Origin of the sequence: Jannaschia pagri, assembly GCF_019655435.1 — a bacterium.
GTDB lineage: Bacteria > Pseudomonadota > Alphaproteobacteria > Rhodobacterales > Rhodobacteraceae > Jannaschia > Jannaschia pagri.
Genome location: NZ_BPFH01000001.1, coordinates 467527 through 490603, shown reverse-complemented (window position 1 = coordinate 490603; position 23077 = coordinate 467527). Strand labels below are relative to the sequence as shown.

26 protein-coding genes and 1 tRNA gene are annotated in these 23077 nt (G+C 64.2%); 10 read left to right on the top strand and 17 right to left on the bottom strand.

Annotated elements, in window-relative coordinates:
* The 3 genes from K5R33_RS02510 to K5R33_RS02500 are packed head-to-tail and all read left to right on the top strand — an operon-like array spanning nt 1 to nt 3145.
* On the top strand, nt 1–1509 hold the full coding sequence (locus K5R33_RS02510) for a tripartite tricarboxylate transporter permease (protein ID WP_220747378.1): 1509 nt from the start codon (nt 1–3) through the stop codon (nt 1507–1509).
* Nucleotides 1510–1524: 15 nt separating this feature from the next.
* Entirely contained in the window at nt 1525–2865 is a 1341-nt protein-coding gene (locus tag K5R33_RS02505; RefSeq protein ID WP_220747377.1) for an acyclic terpene utilization AtuA family protein, read from the top strand.
* Complete coding sequence (locus K5R33_RS02500) at nt 2858–3145, top strand: DUF4387 family protein (protein ID WP_220747376.1); 288 nt, start codon at nt 2858–2860, stop codon at nt 3143–3145. The genes K5R33_RS02505 and K5R33_RS02500 overlap by 8 nt, the downstream gene beginning before the upstream one ends.
* A gap of 51 nt (nt 3146–3196) precedes the next feature.
* On the opposite strand, the gene K5R33_RS02495 is transcribed toward K5R33_RS02500, so the two are convergent.
* Entirely contained in the window at nt 3197–3685 is a 489-nt protein-coding gene (locus tag K5R33_RS02495; RefSeq protein ID WP_255576071.1) for a hypothetical protein, read from the bottom strand.
* A gap of 699 nt (nt 3686–4384) precedes the next feature.
* Here K5R33_RS02495 and K5R33_RS02490 point away from each other — a divergent pair.
* Nucleotides 4385–5407: an AbrB family transcriptional regulator gene (locus tag K5R33_RS02490; RefSeq protein WP_255576072.1), complete on the top strand. Its 1023-nt coding sequence runs from the start codon at nt 4385–4387 to the stop codon at nt 5405–5407.
* A gap of 93 nt (nt 5408–5500) precedes the next feature.
* Here the strand turns inward: K5R33_RS02490 and K5R33_RS02485 are convergent, their stop codons facing one another.
* The 4 genes from K5R33_RS02485 to rpmH form a co-directional block, all read right to left on the bottom strand.
* Nucleotides 5501–5737, bottom strand: a complete 237-nt coding sequence (locus K5R33_RS02485; RefSeq protein WP_220747374.1) for a hypothetical protein — start codon at nt 5735–5737, stop codon at nt 5501–5503.
* 317 nt (nt 5738–6054) lie between these two features.
* Nucleotides 6055–6276, bottom strand: coding sequence for a membrane protein insertion efficiency factor YidD (yidD, locus tag K5R33_RS02480; protein ID WP_220747373.1), 222 nt, complete (start codon nt 6274–6276; stop codon nt 6055–6057).
* A gap of 149 nt (nt 6277–6425) precedes the next feature.
* Nucleotides 6426–6809, bottom strand: a complete 384-nt coding sequence (locus K5R33_RS02475) for a ribonuclease P protein component (RefSeq protein WP_308442973.1) — start codon at nt 6807–6809, stop codon at nt 6426–6428.
* A 54-nt stretch (nt 6810–6863) separates the two neighbouring features.
* Complete coding sequence (rpmH, locus tag K5R33_RS02470; RefSeq protein ID WP_012177012.1) at nt 6864–6998, bottom strand: 50S ribosomal protein L34; 135 nt, start codon at nt 6996–6998, stop codon at nt 6864–6866.
* A gap of 312 nt (nt 6999–7310) precedes the next feature.
* On the opposite strand from rpmH, the gene K5R33_RS02465 reads away from it, so the two are divergent.
* From K5R33_RS02465 to K5R33_RS02455, 3 genes are all read left to right on the top strand, one after another.
* Nucleotides 7311–8045, top strand: coding sequence for a TVP38/TMEM64 family protein (locus K5R33_RS02465; protein WP_255576073.1), 735 nt, complete (start codon nt 7311–7313; stop codon nt 8043–8045).
* A gap of 54 nt (nt 8046–8099) precedes the next feature.
* Entirely contained in the window at nt 8100–9515 is a 1416-nt protein-coding gene (locus K5R33_RS02460; RefSeq protein ID WP_220747857.1) for a dihydrolipoyl dehydrogenase family protein, read from the top strand.
* A gap of 140 nt (nt 9516–9655) precedes the next feature.
* Nucleotides 9656–11053 carry a sensor histidine kinase gene (locus tag K5R33_RS02455; protein WP_220747371.1) on the top strand — a complete coding sequence of 466 codons (1398 nt, stop codon included), beginning with the start codon at nt 9656–9658 and terminating at the stop codon, nt 11051–11053.
* On the opposite strand, the gene K5R33_RS02450 is transcribed toward K5R33_RS02455, so the two are convergent.
* Nucleotides 11050–11904, bottom strand: a complete 855-nt coding sequence (locus tag K5R33_RS02450; RefSeq protein WP_220747370.1) for a LysR family transcriptional regulator — start codon at nt 11902–11904, stop codon at nt 11050–11052. The genes K5R33_RS02455 and K5R33_RS02450 overlap by 4 nt on opposite strands.
* A gap of 75 nt (nt 11905–11979) precedes the next feature.
* Here K5R33_RS02450 and K5R33_RS02445 point away from each other — a divergent pair, with 75 nt between their 5' ends.
* Both K5R33_RS02445 and K5R33_RS02440 read left to right on the top strand, forming a co-directional pair.
* The gene (locus tag K5R33_RS02445; protein WP_220747369.1) at nt 11980–12735 is read left to right on the top strand and encodes a sulfite exporter TauE/SafE family protein; all 756 of its coding nucleotides are present in this window, start codon (nt 11980–11982) and stop codon (nt 12733–12735) included.
* Nucleotides 12736–12840: 105 nt separating this feature from the next.
* Nucleotides 12841–12917 (top strand) — tRNA-Arg (locus K5R33_RS02440).
* Between the two features lie 446 nt (nt 12918–13363).
* Here K5R33_RS02440 and K5R33_RS02435 read toward each other — a convergent pair.
* Genes K5R33_RS02435 through K5R33_RS02425 form a run of 3 tightly spaced genes read right to left on the bottom strand, consistent with a single transcriptional unit; the run spans nt 13364 to nt 16696 of the window.
* A complete protein-coding gene (locus K5R33_RS02435) occupies nt 13364–14653 on the bottom strand; it encodes an NAD(P)/FAD-dependent oxidoreductase (protein WP_220747368.1) in 1290 nt (429 codons plus the stop codon).
* Nucleotides 14650–16020, bottom strand: a complete 1371-nt coding sequence (locus K5R33_RS02430) for a glutamine synthetase family protein (RefSeq protein WP_220747367.1) — start codon at nt 16018–16020, stop codon at nt 14650–14652. Before K5R33_RS02430 ends, K5R33_RS02435 begins: the two co-directional genes overlap by 4 nt.
* A complete protein-coding gene (locus K5R33_RS02425) occupies nt 16013–16696 on the bottom strand; it encodes a type 1 glutamine amidotransferase (RefSeq protein WP_220747366.1) in 684 nt (227 codons plus the stop codon). The genes K5R33_RS02430 and K5R33_RS02425 overlap by 8 nt, the downstream gene beginning before the upstream one ends.
* Before the next feature lie 154 nt (nt 16697–16850).
* On the opposite strand from K5R33_RS02425, the gene K5R33_RS02420 reads away from it, so the two are divergent.
* Nucleotides 16851–17273 carry a CAP domain-containing protein gene (locus tag K5R33_RS02420; RefSeq protein ID WP_220747365.1) on the top strand — a complete coding sequence of 141 codons (423 nt, stop codon included), beginning with the start codon at nt 16851–16853 and terminating at the stop codon, nt 17271–17273.
* 70 nt (nt 17274–17343) lie between these two features.
* On the opposite strand, the gene K5R33_RS02415 is transcribed toward K5R33_RS02420, so the two are convergent.
* The 8 genes from K5R33_RS02415 to K5R33_RS02380 all read right to left on the bottom strand — a co-directional run bounded on the left by K5R33_RS02415 (nt 17344) and on the right by K5R33_RS02380 (nt 23075).
* On the bottom strand, nt 17344–18156 hold the full coding sequence (locus K5R33_RS02415; protein ID WP_220747364.1) for an ABC transporter permease: 813 nt from the start codon (nt 18154–18156) through the stop codon (nt 17344–17346).
* A 70-nt stretch (nt 18157–18226) separates the two neighbouring features.
* Nucleotides 18227–19111 (bottom strand): ABC transporter permease, encoded by an 885-nt coding sequence (locus tag K5R33_RS02410; protein ID WP_220747363.1) that lies wholly within the window; start codon nt 19109–19111, stop codon nt 18227–18229.
* Nucleotides 19111–19929, bottom strand: a complete 819-nt coding sequence (locus K5R33_RS02405) for an alpha/beta fold hydrolase (RefSeq protein WP_220747362.1) — start codon at nt 19927–19929, stop codon at nt 19111–19113. The genes K5R33_RS02410 and K5R33_RS02405 overlap by 1 nt, the downstream gene beginning before the upstream one ends.
* 52 nt (nt 19930–19981) lie before the next feature.
* Nucleotides 19982–20710: a transporter substrate-binding domain-containing protein gene (locus tag K5R33_RS02400; protein ID WP_220747361.1), complete on the bottom strand. Its 729-nt coding sequence runs from the start codon at nt 20708–20710 to the stop codon at nt 19982–19984.
* 51 nt (nt 20711–20761) lie between these two features.
* Entirely contained in the window at nt 20762–21535 is a 774-nt protein-coding gene (locus tag K5R33_RS02395; RefSeq protein ID WP_305067739.1) for an ABC transporter ATP-binding protein, read from the bottom strand.
* Between the two features lie 33 nt (nt 21536–21568).
* Nucleotides 21569–22294 carry a phosphate/phosphite/phosphonate ABC transporter substrate-binding protein gene (locus K5R33_RS02390; protein WP_220747360.1) on the bottom strand — a complete coding sequence of 242 codons (726 nt, stop codon included), beginning with the start codon at nt 22292–22294 and terminating at the stop codon, nt 21569–21571.
* 4 nt (nt 22295–22298) lie between these two features.
* Nucleotides 22299–22739: a tellurite resistance TerB family protein gene (locus tag K5R33_RS02385; RefSeq protein WP_220747359.1), complete on the bottom strand. Its 441-nt coding sequence runs from the start codon at nt 22737–22739 to the stop codon at nt 22299–22301.
* A gap of 42 nt (nt 22740–22781) precedes the next feature.
* On the bottom strand, nt 22782–23075 hold the full coding sequence (locus K5R33_RS02380; protein WP_220747358.1) for a DUF1330 domain-containing protein: 294 nt from the start codon (nt 23073–23075) through the stop codon (nt 22782–22784).
* Nucleotides 23076–23077: the final 2 nt, after the last annotated feature.

The window sequence follows — 23077 nt, the reverse complement described above, 5'->3', positions numbered from 1 at the left end:
ATGGATATCGCGGCAAATCTCGCGCTCGGCTTTTCGATCGCCTTCTCTCCGTTCACGCTGATGCTGGCCGTTCTGGGCTGTTTCATCGGCACCATCGTCGGCGCGCTGCCGGGCCTGGGCCCGTCCAATGGCGTGGCGATCATGATCCCGCTGACCTTCGCGCTGGGCCTCGACGCGGTCGCGGCGCTGGTCCTGCTGACGGCGATTTACTACGGCGCCATGTATGGCGGTCGGATCAGTTCGATCCTGCTCAACATCCCAGGCGATGAACCGGCGATGATGACCTGCCTCGATGGGCATCCCATGGCCAAGAACGGGCGGCCCGGCGACGCGCTGGTGATCTCTGGCGTTGCGTCATTCGTCGGCGCGACGCTGTCGACCATCGGCCTGATGCTGCTGGCCCCCATGCTCAGCCGCGTGGCCTATCAATTCGGGCCTGCCGAATACTTCGCGCTCTATCTGCTGGCGTTTTGCACCCTGGGCGGTGTGGCCTCCAAGAACCAAGCCAAGGCGGCGTTTGCGTCCTGTTTGGGGATTATGATCGCAATGATCGGCCTCGACCCCAACTCCGGTATGGCGCGGCTGACGGGGGGCAACCTGCACCTCTATGACGGGATCGACTTCCTGGTGGCCATCGTCGGCCTGTTTGCGGTGTCCGAGGTGTTTTTCTTCATCGAAAAGCACGGCAAGCAAGGCGCCCTCAACATTGTGCTGGGCCGCGTCACCGTTCCCTGGGGCGAGATCTGGTCCACCCGGTGGGTCATGGCCCGGTCGTCGGTCATCGGCTTTGTCGCCGGTGTTCTGCCGGGGGCAGGGGCCTCGCTGGGGTCCTTCCTGACCTATGTCTCGGAAAAGAGCATCGCGGGCGAAAAGGGCGGCTTCGGCACTGGCGTTGCCAAGGGCATTGCCGCGCCAGAGGTGGGCAACAACGCCGCCGCTGGGGGCGCGCTGGTCCCCATGCTGACGCTTGGCGTGCCTGGGTCCGGGACCACTGCCGTCTTGCTGGCGGTTCTGGTGACGCTCAACATCACGCCAGGGCCAACGTTGTTCACAGACCGGCCCGACGTGGTTTGGGGCCTGATCGCCTCGCTCTTGATCGCGAACTTCGTCCTGTTGGCGATGAACGTCCCCATGGTTAAGATCTTCGTGAAGATTTTGGACCTGCCGCCCGCCATTCTGATGCCCGGCGTGACCATGGTCAGCTTCGTGGGGATCTACTCCCTCACCGGCAGCTACTTCGATCTGCTGCTGGTCGTCGTCTTCGGCGTCTTGGGATACGTCTTGCGCAAGCTCGACATCCCGACGGTTCCGGTGATCCTGGGCATCCTTCTGGGCGGTAAGATGGAGAAGCAGCTGCGGGATGCCATGGTGCTCTCTGACGGGGATTGGACCTATCTGTTTTCCTCCGGGATCAGCATCGGGCTGTTCATCGCGGCGTTTCTGGGCTTCATTGCGCCTATGTTCCTACGCCGCATCCTGCGCAAACCGCAGGTGCCCGACAGCGCCTGATATGGGGGTCCAGACATGACAGAGGTTCGGGTTCTGATCCCGGCGGGGGCGTTGGGCCTCGGCTGGGACGCCAACGCGCTAGAGGCGGGGTTGGCGCGGCGCCCGGACATCATCGCGATCGACGGAGGGTCCACGGACAGCGGCCCCGCCTATCTGGGGCGCGGGGTCAGCAAGTATTCCCGCGCGCAGACCAAGGCCGAATGGGCGATCCTGATCGACGCGGCGCACCGCGCGGGCTGTCCCCTGGTGATCGGCACGGCCGGGACCTGCGGCGCGGGCGATGCGGTCGACTGGCTGTTAGAGATCACCCAGGAGTGCCTGACCGAGGCCGGGCGCGGTGCCAGAGTCGCGGTTCTCTATAGTGACCGCGATGCGGAGGCCCTGTCAGAGGTCTGGGACATCGTCACGCCCCTGCCGGGCGCCCCCGCCACCCGTGCCGCCGACCTGTCGGAGTGCACGAACATCGTCGCGCTCGCCGGGGCCGAACAGGTGCAGGAGGCGCTGGCCACGGGCGCCGATATCGTCATCTGCGGGCGCACCACCGATACGGCGATCATCGCGGCGTTGCCCCTGGCCGTTGGCTGCGACCCCGGCGCCTGCTGGCATGGCGCCAAGGTTGGGGAATGCGGCGCGCTGTGTTGCACCCATCCCGACACCGGCGTGATCGAGATTGCCTTTGACGCCACCGGTTTCACCGTGACCCCCATGGCCGAGGCCAGCGTCGCGACCGAACGGACGGTGGCGGCGCACCTGCTCTACGAGAACTCCGACCCGATCCTGCTGCATGAGCCAGGGGGCGCGTTGGATGTGAGCGGCGCCACCTACATGGGGCAGGGCAAATCCGTCCGGGTGGAAGGCGCTATCTGGCGACCGGCCCCCTACACCGTCAAGCTAGAGGCCGCGCGGGTGGTGGGGCAGGGGATCATGTCGCTCGTGTTGGTCCGGGACCCGCGCTACGTGGCCCAAATCGACGCTTGGTGCGCCTCTCTCGAAGACCGGGCGCGTGCCAAGATCGCGGATCGGTTGGGCGATGTGACCTACGATCTGGAGCTGCGCCGCATCGGCCTAGACGCCACCCTTGGCCCGTTGGAGCCTGGGACCGCAACGCCCAATGAAATCGGCGTCATGGCCCAGGTCATTGCGTCCGACGCGGCCATTGCGCGTGAGGTGGCGAAGACCGTGAACCCGCTGCTGCTGCATCATCCTCTGACTGCCGAAGAGCCGATGCCCACCTTCGCGTTCCCCTTTTCGCCGCCCGAGGTCGATCTTGGTGCGCAGTACGAGTTCGTTCTGCACCATGTCTTGCCCCTGGATGACCCCATGGATGGTTTCCGGTTGGAGGTGTTCGATGTCTGATCTTGGCACCCATGCCAATCGCATCCGGTCCAAGAATGCGGGGCCGTTCTGGATCACGATCGACATTTTCTGCGACGCGGACGGGTTTGAGGTGATTGCTGGCATCCCCACGGACCGTTTCGCCGCCCGGCTGGGTGTGACAGAGGTCAAGCGCTTCGACCTGCCTGATCTGGGCGTCGTCAAGATCAGCCTGCCCCGTCCGCAGGTTCAAGGCAGCGCCCGGGACCGGGACATGCATGGGGCTGCCCTGGCCGAGGTTCTGCGCGGTATGCCCGTCTGATGCCGCGGGCCGGTTGAGACGGCCCGCACGCGCTTGGTTGGCGGGCCTCCGTCAGAACGTCTCTAGGCGCAATTGCGCATCGCAATAGGCGCCATCGGCTGTGCCAACCCAAATGTCCAAGATGCCCGATGATGGGGACGTCAGCGAAATCATCGCGTCCAGATTGCCATTGTCATCGTCGTCATAATACCAATTCCCAGCGGGTGTATTGATCAGCAGGGTGCTGTCGCATTCGCTGACCACTGCCACGACAAGGGTGAACCCAGCCAGGCCCGGCGTCTCCAAGGTGAAATCCGGTGGGATCGGAAAGAACCCTTCGCCCCTATCGCTCCGCAACTGTTTGTAGATGCCGCCACACTGCCGTTTCAGGCTATAGTTCCCCCCGGCGGTCACATTGAAGTACTTCGGATCATAGAGATCCGACCCGGTGTACCGCCCGTAAGCGCCATTTTGACGGACATCCGGGCAGGCCACAGCGGCCGAGGACATCATCGCAAGGCCGCAAGCTGCCGCCATGGCGGTCTTTGATAGTTGGACCATTTCCCCTCTCCCTCCCTGAGATCACGCACCACGGTAGCAGCCCGCCCCTGTGCCGTAAGCCCTTTTCTGATGGGCTGTGAGGTGTCCAGATGCTGGCTATGTGGCTTGCCTTGCGATACGGACACGCATGTTCAGGCCGTCTCAGGAGGTCTTCCGCGGGGAGGCCGATCACTCCGCTGCACTCGTCGCGATGGGGGCGAGCCGCTTCGGTGAGGGCGCGCGCCCACGTCAGACAGAGGTCATCGATAGCAGAACCGCGTCGAGCTGGCCCGTGTCTGGAAACGGGTGCCGCCTGGTAGCGGACGCTGGGCTGGAGCATTGCCGTCTCATTGCTACGGCTGCGCTTCGAAACTCCTTTGCCGACGTTTTTGAGATCCACAGGAGCCGCCTGTTTGACCGCACCCCGGCAAAGATTGCGGCCAAACGGCCCCTAGCTATCGTCTTGCTGGGTTCCAACCAGACTAGTGCCGATTTGGCGGTTGCGCTGGATCGCAGGTCCCATGGGAGCGCCCCGCGTGGGAACCCTGATCCATGTCTTTCGTCGAACGGTCGCAGGACAGTTGGCGACGGAAATGTCCTGGCCGCGGTCTTCCATCGACTCCAAGCAATACGGAAAACCATCCAGGGCGGGGGCACGGACGCACCGGCCGGGACTCATTCCAACGCCCCGTTCCAGCATCGTCTGATGGCGGTGGGGTCGTGATAAGGATCACGGGCACCTTTGTCATTGCCCTACTCGGCGTGGCGGGATTTCATCTACTTGGCCTGCCGCTGCCCTGGCTGCTTGGGCCGATCACCGGATGTCTTGTGGCCGCCCTCGCCGGGGCGCCCCTCGGCGGTATTCCCATCGTGAACGAGACCATGCGCACCGTCCTGGGCGTGGCGGTTGGGGCCACCTTCACGCCCGCGCTGCTGGTCTCCATGGCCGGGTATTGGCCCACGCTGCTGCTGGTGCCCGTTATGGTCGCCTGCATCGGGTTGACCGGTGTGCCCTACTTCCGAAAAGTCTGCGGTTACGATTTCCCCACCAGTTACTACGCGACCATGCCCGGCGGGCTGCAAGATATGCTCGTCTTTGGCGAGGAGGCGGGCGCGAATGTGCGCAGCCTATCCCTCGTCCACGCAACGCGTGTCTTGGTGATTGTCGTGATCTTACCTGTCTTGCTGGTATTCGTCTGGCAGGCAGACCTGTCGAACCCGCCCGGTGTTCCGGCGCGCGCCTTGCCGTGGACGCAGATGGCGTTGATGGGGCTCTGCGGTCTTGTCGGGTGGCGCGTTGCCAAAGCCGTTGGCCTGTTCGGCGCCTCCATCCTCGGCCCCATGGCCCTGACGGCAGCGGCAGCGTTGACCGGCCTGCTAGAACACCGGCCCCCGGCCGAGGCGATCTGGGCGGCGCAGTTCTTCATTGGTATGGCCGTGGGTACGAAATACGCGGGCATCACCCTTGCAGAGGTGCGGCGCGACGTTCTGGCGGGCCTCGGGTTTTGCGCGATCTTGATGGTGCTGACGCTGATCTTCGTCGAGGGGATCTATGCCCTGGGGATGGCCCCGGGATTGGAGGCCGTTTTGGCCTTCGCCCCGGGTGGTCAGGCAGAGATGACGGTCCTGGCCCTCATCGTCGGGGCGGATATGGCCTTCGTCATCGCCCACCACGTGCTGCGATTGGTGGTCGTGATCCTGGGCGCGCCGGTGTTCGCGCGTCTCTTTGGCAAGATCGGCTGAGGCCTTCGGACGGCGCCGGAGACGTGTTGGAGGCGACAGCCGCTACGGCAAAGGCGGGGCGGCTGTCCCAGGGGGCGTGTCACCGGGTGGTGCTCAGAACGGGTGACGCGTCCAATCCGGTGCGGGCCCGCGGGGCATCAGACCGATATCGCGCCGAATATGATCCGAGATATGGTCGACCTTGACCGGCGGCGTGGTGTCCGGCGGCCTGGCACGCGGTCGCAGCATGGCGCGCATGGCTGCCATCAGGACATACCTGGGACCGTGCAGCGCAATGGCGGCGTCGAGGGGGTCTCGCCTGTTGCGAGGCGGCAAATGGATAACGTTCATAGGATGTCACCGGTGATCGCACCGGCGCCTTTTTTGGGAAAGGGATCGAGCCAAACGCAAATGCCCCGTTAGGGTCACGTGGACGTCGATCTGTTGGTGGGGATGCCCCTAAACGGAGCGGTGGCGGTGCAGTATCAGGTTCGGGTTACGCCCGCACGGGCGCAGCCTGGCCAAGGAAGGGGGCGACGGGTTTGCATAGATTGATACATCCGGGCCTCCTTCCGCGTGTGTGTGGCACCTGACGTAGCGTCTACGCCAGTTTTTGCGTTGTCCAAAGCACTTTTTTCGGGCGCGGTCTTTGATGCTCCGCCGATGCCTCAGTCGGGAACGTTGTCGATGCCCGATCCCCCGAGCGGGTTACAGCGCAGGATACGCCGCAGGGCCAGCCATCCGCCTTTGATCCCGCCATGTTTTTCAAGGGCTTCCAGCGCATAGGCCGAGCAGGTCGGGTGGAACCGACAGTTATGCCCCACATGGGGCGAAAACATCGCGCGATAGGCGTGAACGGGCCAAGACAAAATGCGAGCGAGCGGTGTCATTCGGGTGACCAAGCCATGGCTGGCGCGCGATGTCACCCCACCCAGTGATGTCTTGGTCGCATCCGATAGGGGGCAGGGCCCGCGGCATCCCGGGCGCCAGCATATTTGAAGGAACATCGAAGGGGGCGGCTGTTAACCTTAATCACAGGTTAACGATTGGGCTCGCCCTGGGGCGCCGGAGTTTTCGCGGATGCGGCGCCGTTTTGCCCATGGGCCCGGTCTAGAGCGCGGGTCAGGTCGGCGCAGAGGTCTTTGAACGGGCGCGCAGCCGTTGCTTCGGCACGTCCGATCAGCGCGTAATCCCACCCGTGGCGCGCGCCCTGGGGAAGGACGGCGCGTGCGACAGCGCGTAGGCGCCGTTTGGCGCGGTTGCGGGCCACGGCGTTGCCGACCTTTTTGGAACAGGTAAAGCCAATGCCAACGGCGGGGTCATCGTCTTGCCGGTTGCGGGCCTGCAGCAGGAATGCCCCTGCCGGCACGCGGCGCGCCCGGGCCAAGGCCAAGAACTGCGCCCGTTTGGTCAGGACACGCAAAAAAGCCGGAGATGGCTCCACCTCCGGCGTCACACTCTCAGACCCCAAGGGGACTTAAGCCGACAGCGACTTCCGACCGCGTGCGCGGCGGGCGTTCAGGATCTTGCGGCCGGCCTTGGTGGCCATGCGCGCGCGGAAACCATGCCGCCGCTTGCGGACAAGGTTGGAGGGTTGGAAGGTGCGTTTCATGGCCTTCTCTCCGGGTTAACTGGCCGGATTCGAGGTGAATCGACGGCGTTTGCGACTGGAAATCGGCGTTTAGGCGAGGGGCGTTTGGCTGTCAACGGGCCATGGGCGCTAATCTGGGATGCGGCGGTTTGTGACAGACCCTGCGGCGTCCGCGCCATATCTTGAAACATTGCGCCCTTTTGGCCGGGCTAGGGAACACGGCGCCACACGTGCGCGTGAGACCGGGTATCCCCGTGCCCGTCTTGGCGTCAGGAACGTCTCCAGCACGGCCCTCGACCGGCCTCCGTACCCCAAATACTGGACCCATCTGCTATGTCTGATCCCACGATGACCCAAGCCCCCAAGCCCAAAGCCAGCCTCGCCCGATATCTGCCCCTTGCGATTGTCGCCATCGTCGCGATCGCGGGCGCCGTGACGTTGCGGGATTATCTGTCGTTTCAAACCTTGGCCGATAACCGCGAGCAACTGATCGCGTTCCGTGACGCCAATTACCTGCTGACGGCTTTGACCTTCGTGGGGGCATATATCTTGATTGTGGCCTTTTCTCTGCCAGGCGCCGCCATCGCGACGCTGACGGGTGGGTTCCTCTTTGGGCTGTTTCCGGGTGTCGTGTTCAACGCCGGTGCGGCGACCATCGGCGCGACGGCCATTTTCCTGGCGGCCAAGTTTGGCCTCGGCGACCGCCTGGCTGCCAAGATGGACGCCTCGGGCGGGGCGGTGAAGAAGATCAAGGACGGCATCCGCGAAGATGAGACCTCCTACTTGTTCATCATGCGGCTGGTCCCGGCGGTGCCGTTCTTTGTTGCCAACCTGATCCCAGCCTTTGTCGGGGTGTCTCTGCCGAAATACGTGTTGACGACCTTCTTCGGGATCCTGCCGGGTGGCCTGGTCTACACCTGGGTCGGCGCCGGTCTGGGCGAAGTTTTCGCCCAGGGAGAGACGCCAAACTTCGGCATCATCTTCGAGCCACACATCTTGGGCCCAATCCTGGGACTGGCCGCGCTGGCCCTTCTGCCAATCGTTTTGAAACGTTTTCGTAAGGCCTGATCCATGAACATGCAGACCACCCCCGATGAAATGCTGACGGTGAAGGAGCCGGCGATGGAAGAGATCAAGACAGATGTGCTGGTCATCGGCGCGGGCAGTGGCGGGCTGAGCTTTGCCGCAGGTGCGAGCCAGATGGGGGCAGATGTCACCCTGCTGGAGGGCCACAAGATGGGCGGCGACTGCCTGAACTTCGGATGTGTACCGTCGAAGGCGCTGATCGCGGCAGGCAAGCAGGCCCAAGCCATGCGGACGGGGCAAAAGTTTGGGGTCACCCCCGTCATGCCCGAGGTCAGCTATGCCGAGGCCAAGCAGCACGTCCACAAGGTGATCGAGACCATCGCCCCCGTCGACAGCCAGGAACGGTTCGAGGGGTTCGGCGTGCGCGTGATCCGCGAATACGGGCGCTTCGTCGATAAAGACACGGTGGAGGCGGGCGCTTACCGGATCAAAGCCCGGCGCGTGGTGATTGCCACGGGATCCTCGCCATTCGTGCCGCCGATCCCAGGGCTCGACGACGTTCCCTACGAGACGAACGAGACGATCTTTGACCTGATGGAGCAGCCTGCGCACCTGATTGTGGTCGGTGGTGGCCCCATCGGGATGGAGATGGCACAGGCCCACGTGCGGCTCGGCTGTAAGGTGACCGTGATCGAAGGCGGCAAAGCCCTGGGCAAGGACGACCCGGAGATGGCCGAGGTTGTGCTGAAGCGCCTCCGCGCCGAGGGGGTCGAGATTATCGAAGGTGCCCAGGCGGAGCGTGTCTCCGGTGCGGCGGGTGCTGTGACTGTACATACCTCTCAGGGGGATTACAGCGGGACGCATTTGTTGATGGCGGTCGGGCGCAAGGCCAATATCGACCGTTTGAACCTGGATGCGGCGGGGATCAAACACGACCGCGCAATCCGGGTTGGTGCCGATCTGCGCACCACCAACAAAAAGGTCTATGCCATCGGCGACGTGGCTGGCGGGTTTCAGTTCACCCATGTGGCGGGCTACCACGGGGCGACGGTCATCAGACCGATCCTGTTTGGCCTGCCCGCCAAGGCCCGCACCGATCACATCCCTTGGGCCACCTATACCGAGCCGGAACTGGCCCAGGTGGGTCTGACCGAGGCCCAGGCGATCAAGGCTCACGGCAAACACGCGGTGGAGGTCCTGCGCTTCCCGTATCACGAGAACGACCGCGCCATTGCCGAAGGTAAGACCGAAGGCCTCATAAAGGTCATGGTGGTCAAGGGTCGGCCCGTGGGCGCCTCCATCGCCGGTGAAAAGGCGGGTGAGTTGATCGGCCTCTGGGCGCTTGTCTTGGCCAACAAGCTCAAGATCGGGGCTGTGGCGGCCATGGTCGCGCCCTATCCCACCTTGGGCGAGATCTCCAAACGGGCGGCGGGTCAATACTACGTGCCGCGCCTGTTCGAAAACGAGACCGTGAAGCGCGTGGTGCGCTTCGTCCAAAAGGTTTTGCCCTAGGCCTGAGGGGCGCGATGCCCCCCGCGCACGCGGGGGGCTGCCTCGGGTCGAAACCCGAGGCCCCCCGGGCAAACCGCGCGCCCTCTGTTCTCCGGCAGAGACAGGGGCCATAACGAGATCGAACAATAGCGGCTCAAGCGATGCTGACATCTCTCTCTGGACGCTTCCTGATCCTTGCGGTCATCTTCGTGATGATCGCAGAGGTCATGATCTTCGTCCCATCCATCGCGCGTTTCCGCGTCGATTACCTGACCAATCGGATGGAGCGTGCGCAGATCGCCGCCCTGGCCCTGTTGGGCACGGACGAGATGATTGACCCCGAGGTTGAGGTGGAACTCCTGGAAAACGCGGGTGTTCTCAACGTCGTCCTCCGCCGTGACGCCCTGCGTCAGCTGGTGCTGTCCTCCGACCTTCCGGGACCCGTGGCCAAAACGGTCGACTTGCGCGATGCCGACCCGCTTGTCCTCATGCGCGACGCCATGTTGCGCTTCGTGGCGACCGAGCCCGAGGTCATTCGCGTCATCGCGGAACCCGCACGCGGCGGCGGGATGCAGATCGAAGCCGCCATTGATACCGGTGGTCTGCACAAGGCCATGATCGAATACGGCATCAACATTCTGTGGCTCAGTCTGGTGATCTCCGTCATCACATCGGTCTTTCTGTTCTTGGCCGTCCGCCGCCTGATGGTGATGCCGATCAAATCCCTCGTCCGACAGATGAACCGCTATGCCGAAGCGCCCGAAGACGGTCGGCGCGTCATCGAACCCCGGTCGCGTGTGGCTGAGTTGCGGGAGGCAGAAACGACCCTCCAATCTTTGGAAACCCAGCTCACCCAAAGCCTGCGTCAGAAGGAACGGTTGGCCCAGCTTGGCCGCGCCGTGGCCAAGATCAGCCATGACCTGCGCAACATCCTGACGACGGCGACGTTGTTGGGCGACCGGTTGGAAATGGTTGACGATCCCACGGTCAAGCGCGTGGCGCCAAAGATCGTCAATTCCCTCACGCGCGCCGTCAATCTGACCGAGGGGACCCTCGCCTTTGGTCGCGCGGAAGAGGCGCCGCCAGCCCTGCAATACATCTCAGCGGGGGAGTTTTTGACCGAGGTTTGCGAGGCCGAGCAACTGTCCGTTCCTGCCGAGGAGGTCGCCATCACCCATCAGGCGGATCCCCGTCTGACCCTACGGGCCGACCCCGAGCAGTTGCACAGGGTCGTCGGCAACCTGATCCGTAACGCCCGCCAAGCCATCCAAGCGACGGGCCGGACGGGCCAGATCAGCGTCTCAGCCGCCGAAGACGAAACAGGTTGGACCCTGCACGTGGCTGACACCGGACCCGGTCTGCCGAAGCGGGCACAAGACAATCTGTTCCAGGCCTTCCAGGGATCCGTTCGCAAAGGCGGCACGGGCCTTGGCCTCGCCATCGCGCGTGAGTTGATCCAAGGCCACGGGGGCGACATCGCGCTCCAGTCGACCGGACCCGAGGGTACCGTGTTCTGCGTCCACCTGCCGAAGGGCGGCGTGGGCGACGCTTTCGCCTAGGGACCCGGTCCATCGCCGGAGCAAATCGCGCGTCGCACTCCCGCGGTTAGCGCTTCTGTCCCCGGCACATCCGCACCTGTCCGACGATAAAGCGACAGGGCCACGCGGGGCAAAGCCGGCAGGCCGGCGGTCTTGCTCACGCGATACAAGGGCTCCCTCACGGCGGCCTGGGGCATGATCGTCACCGCTAGACCAGCCTGCACCAACGCCCGCAGACCGATGGGATGGGGGCTGAGGTGTGCCAGAAACCCCCGCCGCCCCACCCGGTCCAGGGCGGCAAACGCATGGGATCGCAGGTCGCGGCCATCGGTCAGAAAGACCAGCGGAACGTCGGCGTCTGGGGCCAGGGCAAAGCCATGGGCCGCCACCCAGACAAGGGGCATGTCGACGACCATCGCCCGGTCGCTGCGCCGCCCCTGATCCATCATCAGGGCCACATCGATGTCGCCCGCGTCCAGTCTCGCCAACAACCGGTCGCTTCGATCACAATCAATCTCCACACGGGTTTGGCCAGCTGTTTCCGCCAGCGCCTCCGGCACAACCGAGAGCGCCAGTGTGACGGTCGTGCCCAACCGAAGGGGGCGCGCCTGACGGGCGGTGTCCAGGCTCCGCACCGCCTCATCGGCCAAACCAAGGATGCGGCGGCCCTGAACCGCCAAGGCGCGGCCTTCCGGTGTCAGGGTCATCGCCTTGCCGCGCCCCCTGTCGAACAGCTTATGCCCAACCTCCTGTTCCAGCTTTCGGATCTGGGCACTGATCGCCGATTGCACGGTGTTGCGGCGCTGGGCCGTCTGGCTGAAGTTCAGCGTCTCTGCCGAGAGGACGAAGCTTTCCAGGGCATTGAGATCCATAAAATCAGCTACTGCGATTTTAAGATGCAAATCAAATCGTTTTGATGCTTTTATGCCGGTTGCTACGCGGGCAAGATGAACTTGGACCTGACGTTCTACGCCCTCGCAACGGCCTGTATCCTCCTCACCGGTATTTCCAAAAGCGGGTTCGGAGGGGGGCTTGGCGTCCTCTCAGTGCCATTGCTCAGCCTCCACGTGTCGCCCCAACTGGCCGCGTCGGTCTTGATGCCGATCCTCTTGGCCATGGATATCCTGATCGTCGTCCAATACCGCGCCCGGTGGCGCCCCGCTGTGGTCGCAATGCTGTTGCCCGGCGCGCTTCTGGGGCTGTCGCTCGGGGCTGGCGGCTTCGTGGCGTTGGACCCGGATATGGTGCGCCTTGGGATCGGGCTTCTGGCATTGGGCTTCGTCGCTCAGGCCCTGTGGGTGCGGACAGACACAGCGCAGCCAACGCCTATCACCGTCTTTGCGCTGGGCATGTTGTCGGGGTTCGCCAGCTTCGTCGCCCATGCGGGCGGTCCTCCGGTCAAGGGCATCTTGCTGCGCCAAAACCTTGAAAAGGCAGTCTTCGTCGGAACGAACACCATGTTCTTTTTCACGATGAACGCCATCAAAACGGTGGCCTATGGGGCAATGGGCCATCTGAGCGCGGAGACTTTGACGGTTAGCCTGTGGCTCTCCCCGGCGCTTTTGGTGGGCGTTGCCTTGGGCACGGTTTTGCACCGCTACCTCGGGGCGCAGGCCTTTGTTTGGCTGGTGCGGGTCGTCTTGGCCGTGGCGGGTGTGCGTCTGACGTGGCTCGGCCTAGTCGGTCTGTGGCAGGGGGCTTGATCCCAAGCGCGCGACCATCTGCGGGATCTTCCCCGAACTGCCGCGGTTTCCGGTCACTTGGCCCTTGCGCCCGCCGCACCGGACAGTTATTCGCACCCCCGTAGTGCGCTGGTAGCTCAGTTGGATAGAGTACTTGACTACGAATCAAGGGGTCGGGGGTTCGAATCCTCCCCAGCGCGCCATTTCAAGCATTTGTTCAACTCCATCTGGTAGGCCGACGCCGCCGAACCATTCGCAGTTTCTGCGCGCCCACGCTTCGTCCGTGGTTCCCTCCAGTTCATCCACCCCCAGTCGACACATTCGGGTGGAAGTGACGGTCGGACGGCGTCGTTGCTTGCTCTTACAAATTGGCCAACTGGCGAACGCGGATTGGCGCGAGGCGGGATAGGTCCATGACTGCCCCGCTGGCAGGGCCGGGTCACGGGCATCGTCACCCCGAACGGCTCAGCGTTTTGGACGACCATTTGAAGGAGCGGACGACCGGGCGCGCGTCTCCATGCTTCACCGACGGTGCGCCGTTTTACCTGTCGGCTTTGTCGGTGGATCCACGTCTGTTTGGCCGTGTGACGAGGTCCCTGACGTTTGCACAGACGGTGTACAGGCGTCTGCACAGGGGGTGTACGTCCCTCTAGGGCCGTAACCGGTCCGCCACCGCGCCCAGCAGCATCCCTGCCTGTGCCCCTAAGGGCCCGAGCCAGCGGCCCCCGGGCAGGGCGGGCACCGGTAGGGTTCGCAGCACGTCGAACCGGTCCCGCTGTCCGCGCATGGCGTCCACGCAGGTTGCGCCGCAGAGGGCCGAGAGCGCGAGCCCATGGCCTGAATACCCCCCGGCCGAGAAGACCCCTGGCGCCACCTCGGCCACGTAGGGCAAACGGGTCGCCGTGACCGCGAGTGTCCCGCCCCAGGCATGGGAAAAGGCCACATCCGCGAGGTGCGGATACACGCGGCGCAGGTTACGGCGCACCCGACCGGCAATATCCGAGGGGAAGCGGCGCCCGTAGCTTTCCCCTCCGCCATAGACCAGCCGGCCATCCCGGGTCTGCCAGAAGTAATTGACGACAAAGCGGGAATCCGCGACCGCTGGGGGTTCCAAACTGGGGTCGAAGGGCGGTGTCTTAAGCGGGGCCGTGACCGCGATGTAGTTATTGATCGGCAACACCCGCGCCGCTGTTTTGGCCAACAGGTGAGGCGCGTATCCGTTGGTCGCAAGCAGGGTGAACCGGGCGGTGACCGCGCCCGCAGCGGTCTCGACCCGGTCCCCGATGCGCGTCACCTCAGAGCCTTCGTGGATGCGCACGCCTGCCGCTGCCGCGGCCCGCGCAAGACCGAGGGTATAGGCAAGCGGGTTACAATACCCGGCGGATGGATCGAGTATTCCGCCCGCATAGGCCGTCGTCCCGATCCTGTGTTCCAGATCGCTCCGATCAAGGGCCGTATAGGCCGTGCCATAGTCACGGTTCATGCCCTCCGCCCACTCGGCGTATCCCGCCAATTCTGCCTCGGTTCTAACCGCCGACAGGATGCCCGGGCGCAGATCCGCCGCTGGTGCATGGGCGTGAATAAGGCGTTTCGTCAGTGACTTAGCCTCTTCCGCCACGGTCCAGAGGGCCCGGGCCGCCTTGGGCCCCAGCCGCGCCTCAAGCCGGTCCTGGTCCCAGTTGAACCCCGATCCCACTTGGCCCCCATTCCGGCCCGACGCGCCCCAACCGACCCTTTGGGCGTCAAGCACAATGACCGACATCCCGGCCTCAGCGGCGTGGAGCGCAGCCGACAACCCCGTGATCCCGGCGCCAATCACGCAGAGATCTGCCGTGGCTGCGCCAACTAAAGGCGCGTAGGGCGCGGGCAACGCCAAGCCGTCCGCATACCAGGTCCGCGGCCAGGTCCCGTCATCGCCGTTGGCGTGCAGCCAGCTCATACGTTCAGTAGCAGGTGCTCCCGCTCCCACGGGGAAATGACTTGCAGGAACGCGCCGTACTCCAAGCGTTTCACGGCCCCATAGACCCGCGCGAAATCGGGGTGCAGGACCTCGTGGATTTCCTGCGCCGTCTCAAACAGATCGAGTGCTTCGGACAAATGCGACGGGATGCCATCGGCGCTGTTGTAGGCGTCGCCGGTAAACTGCGGCGCCGGATCGATCTTGTTCACAAGGCCCAGGTAGCCACAGGCAAGCGACGCCGCGAGGCCCAGATAGGGGTTGCAATCCATGCCAGCGATCCGGTTCTCGATCCGCTTGGCCGCAGGCTCCGACACCGGCACGCGCAGCCCCGTTGTCCGGTTGTCGCGCCCCCATTCCAGGTTGATCGGGGCGGCGAAGTCCCTGACATAACGGCGATAAGAGTTCACGTATGGCGCCAGGATCGCAATGACCGAGGGCAGGTGCTTCTGCATGCCACCGATGAAGTGCAGAAACTCTGGCGTTTCGGTCCCATCCCCGGAGACAAAGAGGTTTTCGCCCGTCGCCACGTCCACCACCGAGTGATGGATATGCATGGCGCTGCCAGGCTCGTCCTGGATCGGCTTGGCCATGAAGGTCGCATAACAATCATGGCGCAGCGCGGCTTCGCGGATCAAGCGTTTGAAGTAAAAGATTTCATCGGCCAGCTTCACCGGATCCCCGTGGCGCAGGTTCATCTCCACCTGGCCAGAGCCACCCTCTTGCAGGATGCCGTCGATTTCGAGACCCATGGCTTCGGCAAAGTCGTAGATGTCGTCGATGACCGGCCCGTATTCATCCACCGCCGACATGGAATAGGCCTGTCGCCCTGCGGCCCGGCGGCCAGACCGACCCATGGGCGGCTCGACCGGCTTGGAGGGGTCCGTGTTCCGCGCAACCAGGTAGAACTCCATCTCCGGGGCGACGACGGGTTTCCAGCCGCGCGCCGTATAGAGATCGACGACACGTTTCAGGACATTGCGGGGGGCCGTGGGGACAGGCACCCCCGCTTGGTCGTGCATGTCATGGATCACCTGCACCGTCCAATCGGCGGTCCAGGGGGCCGCGCTGGTGGTCGCGAAATCGGGGGTCAGCACCATGTCCGGCTCTAGGAAGGCGGCATCCCCGTCTTCGGCCCAATCCCCTGTAATCGTTTGCTGAAAGATCGAATTGGGAAGGTAGAACTTTGCCTGTTTGGCGAACTTGGCTGCGGGCATCGCCTTGCCCCTGGCGATGCCCGAGAGGTCCGCGACGATACATTCCACCTCATCCAGGCGGCGGCCTTCCAGATAGGCCGTGGCGTGGTCCGGAATATGGGTCAGCCAATGGGCGCCAGGATGGTCAGACATAGGCCTCTCCGGTCTTGAAAAAGCGAGCGATGGCCGAGGCGAGGCGCCCTTGGTCCACGGGGCCGGCGCCGTCTCGGGCGGCCTGAAGGCGGTCTTTTGGGTAGGCGTCAGAGCCCATCCTAAAGGCGACATAGGTCTCTAGGGTGGCGGCATCGAACTCCGGGTGCGCTTGGACCGTCAGGGCGGTGTCATAGGCCAAGATCGCATGGGGGCATTCCGCGTGATGTCCCAGCGTCCGCGCGCCCTCTGGCGGTACGATGACTTGATCCTGGTGCCAGGCGTTCAACGTCACAGGCCCTCGGTCGGTGGCATAGCTCCGCCGACCGATCGTCCAGCCGTCCGGGTGCTTCGCGACGACCCCGCCCAGGGCCTGCGCAATGATCTGATGCCCAAAACAGATGCCGACCAGGGGTGTTCTCTGGTCGTGGGCATCACGGATAAACTGCTCCAACGGCGGGATAAACGGGTGATCCTCATAGGCACCGTGGCGCGAGCCGGAGATGAGCCAGCCGTCCGCATCGCGCGGGGTTTCGGGAAATACCATCTGTTCCACATCAAAGGATGTGACGTGAATGTCCTGATCGGCGAGCAAGCGCGCAAACATAGCGTCGAAATCCCCGTGGGCGGCGCGGATCGGATCTGGGGCATGGCCAGCAAGAAGGATGCCGATGTGCATGGAACCTCGGGCGGACGGAACGAAGGGTCGCCTCAGACTTCGGACAAAGCAGGTCGTTTCGCAAGGTCGGAGGAGGGGGCGGGTGGCCACAGCCTGTGCCGCTGTAGGGCTTTGGTAGGGAATTGGGTGTATGCAGCGAGGAGGAGGGCTGCTGATGCTCAGGTTCGTTTTCTTTCTGTTTGTGACTTTGGCCGCACCTGCCAAGGCGGACCCCCTGGCTTTCGCGTCGCAAGCACGGGTGCAGGCTGGGCTGCCACCGCTGCGCATTGCCCCTGCTTTGGCCCAAGCGGCCCAGGTGCAAGCGAACCACATGGCCCGGGTGCGGCGGGCGGGGCACGACGGACCCGGCGGGTCGCGCTTGGTTGACCGCTTGCGGGCTGCCGGCTTTGCCGGTTGCTATGTTGCCGAAAACGTCGCGGCGGGCCAACGGACCGGTCGCGCTGTGGTTCGCGCGTGGATGACCTCCCCGCCGCACCGCGCCAATATCCTGGATCCCACGCTCTCCCACGGGGCGGTGGCTCGCGCTGAGGGGCGGGGTGGCCCGTATTGGGCCATGGTGCTGGGGGGGCCGTGCTAGCGGGAATGACTGACCTGTCCGACGAAGGTGCCCCGAGGTCTCTGCGGGCGCCGCCATCGAACGCAATCGGTCAACGCATGATCTGGGGCAGGAGGCGCGGTCGCCGCTGCGTCCGGTCCAGTGGCAAGTGGCGCTGTAGCTGAGCGTTCACCAACCCCATGACTCCCAAGATTATGAGGGTGAGCAGGACGAAATACCCTGCCAAGATGGGATAGGGCACGAAGGGGTTGAACGTCTTGTCGGCGAAGTACTGGGCATAATAGAGCGCGTCCCCCTTTTGCTGGCGGGCGGGGAACCCCGTGAAGAAAACCAGCGTCGTCGCGTGGAACAAAAACACCGCTTCATTGGTATAGGCGGGCCACGCCAAGCGCAGCATGGTCGGCCAGGTGATCCGGCGAAACCGCGTCCACCCCGTCAGGCCATAGGCGGCCGCGGCCTCCAGATCGCCCTTAGGAACGGACCGGAGCGCACCGTAGAAGATCTCGCCCGAATAGGCTGCCGTGTTCAGAAACAGCACCACGAGCGCGCCTGCCCAGGCCGAAGAGAGGGGTTCGGTCCAGGGCACGACCTGCTTCAGCGAGAGAAACAGGAAGTAGGCAAAGAAGAACTGGATGAAGAGCGGTGAGCCTCGGAACAGAAAAATGAACCATTCTGACGGCTTGCGGGCCAGCGGATGTGCCGATGCCTTGCCCACGGCCACAAGCGTGGCCAAGGCGAAGCCCGTCACAAGCGCGATGATGCCGAAATAGACGTTCCAGATCATACCGGATCCGATGAGGACCACCTGCTGGCAGAGTGTGAAATCACTGCGCGGCAACAGCCGCTCCCCGATCCCGAGGGAGCGCAGGCCATAGTCAGCAAGGGTTTGGAGACAGTCCTCCATCACAATCCCCTGGCCCGCGGTGCACCGCGGGCGGGCCTCCGGTCAACCGGAGGCGGTCCTGGTTGAACACTCATGGGGTCTCCTTCCGAAGGCGCTCACCGGCTGCCGTAGCTTGCCCCCGCGCCAGCCGATCCGACAAGCGCGCAATGGCGATTTCGGACACGCGGGTGAACGCCAGGTAAAACACCAGAAGCGATAGAAAGTACCACATCCGCCAGTCCGGGTGTGGATAGTCGGAGAACCTGGGCGTCTTGGCCGCCCCCAATTCCCGGGCCCAGTAAACGATGTCCTCAACCCCCAAGAGGAACAAAAGCGGTGTCGCCTTGATCAAAACCATCCAGAGGTTGCCCAAACCCGGCAGGGCGTAGACCCACATCTGCGGCACAATAACGCGATGGAACGTTTGGCGAGGCGTCATGCCGTAGGCCGCAGCCGTCTCCACCTGTGCGCGGGGTACTGCACGCATGGCGCCGAACAGGACGTTTGCCGCGAACGCTCCGAACACGATGGCGAAGGTTAGCACCGCAAGGGCGAACCCATACCCTTCGTGGACCCATTGTGGCGCCGTTCCGAGCGGAAGCTTTGCCTCGGGACAGACCAAGAAATCCGTGCCTTGCCGGATTGGGTCCGTCCAATCGGGGCATTTCACGTGATGCCGCAGCCATTCAAACGCCTGGTCCAGGGCAATGACGAAAAACAGGAAGAAGGCCACATCGGGCACACCGCGCACGATCGCGATATACCCTTTGCCGAACCAGCGTATCGGAGCCACGCGGCTGCGCGCAGCGACGGCGCCCCCGAACCCGAAGGCCAGGGCCGTTGGCGCAGTCACGGCGAGCAGGATCAGGACGGTGCCGAAGGCCCCGTAGAACGCCATATGTTTGCCAGTTGTCAGATAGCAGGCCAACCAGGCGAGACCATCAAGGGTCGATGGATCGGTGCAGAAGGCGAACATCACTCCATCTCCGACAGGATATCCAAAAGCGCTCGGGCAACCGGTTCCGGCACCTCCATCTGGGGCAGGTGACCCAGGCCGTCCAAGGGCTGCAATTCCGTTCCGATCCGGTCCGCCAGCGCCTGACCGCGCGCCAGGGGAATCCAGGGATCATCGGTGCCCCACAGGACCGACGTCGGACAGCGGAGCGCGCCGAACTGCGGCTCAATCTCTGCCGTGAACGCCTCATCGGCGAGGGCAAATTGCGCATAGAACGCCCGGGCGCCTTCCTCCGATAGCCATGGCTCGGCCAAGCGCACGCGTTCTTCGTCGGGCAAGGGCCGGACCAGAGCGCCCTCGATATAGGCCCGGACGATGGCTGCGTGAATATGGGGCGGCAGGCCCGTGAAGGCGTCCACATGGCGCCCCACGTGATCGAAGAAGGCAGATCCCCAGGGCCGCATGGCCACGACGTTCATCAAGATCAGATGGCCATAGTCGCACCCATGCAGAAGATGCGCGCGCAGGGTCGCGGCCCCACCGAAGTCATGGGCCACCACGTTGGGCTGATCCAGGCCCCACCGGAGGAGCAGTTCTGCGAAGACCTCGCCTTGGGTATCGAGCGACGCGGGCCGTGGTCCGTCCTTCTGGGAGGCTCCGAACCCCGGCATGTCGTACCAGTTGACGCGGGCATGACGGGCCAAGGCGGGAATGACGCGATGCCATGTGTAGGATGACCACGGCCAGCCATGGGCCAGGACCAGGGCAGGGCCTTGTCCAGCGGCCCCCCAAGCGACGCGCCCCGCGGACGTGTCGACCGTCTCTGTCATCTGCCACATGCGCGCGCCGAATGGCTCCGGGGGCGGACCAGCCACCCCCGGAGCACTGACCTTATTCGTAGGTCGCGGCGTCTTCGCCGAACCACTTCACGATGAGGGCGTTCAGCGTCCCGTCCTCCTTCATGGAGGTAATGGCGGCGTCGAAGGTTGCCTTCAACTCTCCGTCGCTTTCACGGACCCCCATGCCGACGCCCCCGCCCAGGGGCACGCCTTCGCCGACGAAGCTCAACTCACCGCCCGATTCCTCGACCGTTGGGACAAGGGCGTCGCGGTCGGCGAAGACGGCATCGGCCTCGCCGTTGCGGACGGCGGCGATGGTTTCGTCGTAGGTCGCATACTCCAACAGGGTGGCGCCAGATTCGGCGACGAAGCCCGCCTGGATGGTGTTGGTCTGTGCCGCGATGACACCGGTTGTGTCGGCGTCGGCGGTCAGACCGACATAGGCGCTATCGGCGGGCGGGAAATAGTTCTGTGTGAAGTCAATAACTTCGTCCCGCTCGTCGGTGATGCTCATCCCGGCCATGATCGTGTCGTAGTTGCCGGATGTCAGGTTTGGGATGATCGAGTCCCATTCGTTCGTGACCCATTCACAGGTCAATTCGGCGCGGGCGCAGAGTTCATTGCCCAGCTCGATCTCAAAGCCGTCGATGTCGCCTGCGTCGTTGATGAAGTTGTAGGGGGCATAGGCGCCCTCGGTCCCCATGCGCACAACGCTATGGCCATCGGCTAGGGCAATGGTCGTGGTGGCGGTCAACGCCAGGGCAGACAGGATCAGTTTCATGGTTTTTCTCTCCGTGTTGTGGGCCGCCCTTTGGTGGACAGTCCCGAAGTCTTAATGGGCGGTTGCCGCCAAAAACCCGCGCAGCCGCTCCGATTTGGGGGATCCAAACAGGTCGGCCGGGGGACCCTCCTCTTCGATTTTGCCCTGATGCAGGAAGATGACATGGTCGCTGACGTCGGCGGCCAGCTTCATGTCATGGGTCACGATCACCATGGTCCGGCCCTCTTCGGCCAGGGCTTTGATGACCTTGACGACCTCTTGTTCCAACTCCGGATCCAGCGCGCTGGTCGGTTCATCGAACAGGAGCGCCTTCGGCTCCATCGCGAGGGCGCGGGCAATCGCCGCGCGCTGTTGCTGGCCGCCGGACAATTGCGCGGGCCAGGCGTCGGCTTTGTCGGCGATCCCGACCTTTGCAAGGTAGTCTCGCGCTTTGGCCTCAACCTCTGCGGGGTCGCGTTTCAGGACCTGAACTGGCGCCTCCATCACGTTCTGTAGGATCGTGAGATGGGACCACAGGTTGAAGGACTGAAACACCATGCTCAGGTTCGTGCGGATGCGTGTGATCTGCGCGGCGTCCGCTGGCCTGCGGGCATGGCCGCTGCCGCGCCAGGTGACTGGTTCCTGGCAGAACAGGATCTCACCGGCTTGGCTGTCTTCCAGCAGGTTCGCGCACCGCAGCAGCGTGGATTTCCCGGACCCCGAGGACCCGATCAACGACACCACCTCCCCTTGGCAGGCCGTCAGATCCACACCGCGCAGCACGTCCAGCGGACCATAGGCTTTGTGTAAGGCACGGATCTCGATCACGGGGGGACGGTTTGACAACGGGGGACCTGTCGTGGCGGGTAGACTACCCGTTTACGCAGCAGAATCTTCCCGATTGCAATGGGGGGCGTTGCGGCAGGTGGCATAGGCCTCCGGGTCCAGCGACGTCAGACCCACCAGACGCGTGGCTGCCCGATCTCTGGGCGATTGACGGGCGATGGCCCGGGTGATCGCTTGACGCAGCGGCGCAACCCAATCCGCGCGCGCGGTGATAAACGGACAGGCCGGGGTGGGGGGCGTCGTTGCCCGAATGGATAGGTCCGACCGGGGCGCCAGGGCCCAGGTGACTACATCAATGGCGGCCAGGCCCGCCGCCCCACTGGCCACCGCGTCCATGGAGGCTGCATGGCTTCCGGTTTCAACCACGTCGCCGGGTCCCATGACGAGGCCAGCAGTGACCAAGGTGCCATAGCCCGATTGGCTGTCACATCCGTTGACGGCGAGACCATCGGCAGCGACATCGGCTAAGGCGCGCGTGTCGTCAGGTCGCGTGACGATGTGCGACGCGTACTGCCCTGGCGGCAGGCCTGGCACGTCCCAGACGGGGCTGCCGACGACGTGAACGCTGTCGGCTAGTCCCTGCTGCATGGGCAGCGCGCAGGTCATCGCCAAGAGCAAGTCTGGATCGCGCCAATGGCGTGCGAAGTCATCTGGCCAGGTCAGGTCAGACGGACCAAAGCCCAAGTCTTCGCGGATACCACGCCACAGACTGTCCCAGCCCGTCCGCGCGGCGGGGTACCAGGCGAGGCTGGCGATCATTGGATCACTCCTGCGCTTCGACCCGGCGGCGTGCCAGATTGCTGTCTCGGTCGTTAATTCCGAGCAGGTTTGCCAAGAGGCGGAGCAATCCGTCCTCCTCCGCGTCGCGGGCGCCATCGGCCAAGACGACGGACCAGAGCGCCTCGATCACGGCAATGCGGTCTTCCAGCGAGACAGTGTCTTTGATCGCTTTGGTAAAGCGCACGGTGTCGGGGGCCTCCGCCTCCAAGGCTTCGGCCTGGGCCCGCAGGTCTGCGGCGGCGCTGGCGTCTAGACCGTGGCGCCGCATCAGGATGCGGTCGATCCGCGCCACTTCGATTGCGGCGTAATCCCCGTCACTGCGCGCGACACGCACCATCAGCGCGGCCAGCGCCACACGTGCATCGGGTTCGGGAAGGCGGTCGGGGGCAGGCGCGGTGAGACGCCGAAGCAAGTCAGCAAACATGGGACTGATATAGGGAGGCTGGCTCCTTCTGGCCAGGGACGCCTAGCCCTCCCACCCTTCTGCGATGACCAAGTCCGAGGTGCTGATGCCCTGTCGGAGTTTGAGCGCCGCCTGGTAGCCCTCGGACCGGTAGCAGTCGAGCGCCGCTTGGTAGCTTGGAAACTCTATCACAACGGTGCGGGGCAGGGCGGTCCCCTCGACGGTTTCGCGCGCGCCGCCGCGGACCAGGAACCGCCCGCCGTATTCTGCGAGGGGGGCTGCGTTCGCCGCACGGTAGAGGTCGTACTTTTCGACGTCGTCGACCCGTCCGTGGGCGATCCAATATCCCTTTGCCATGG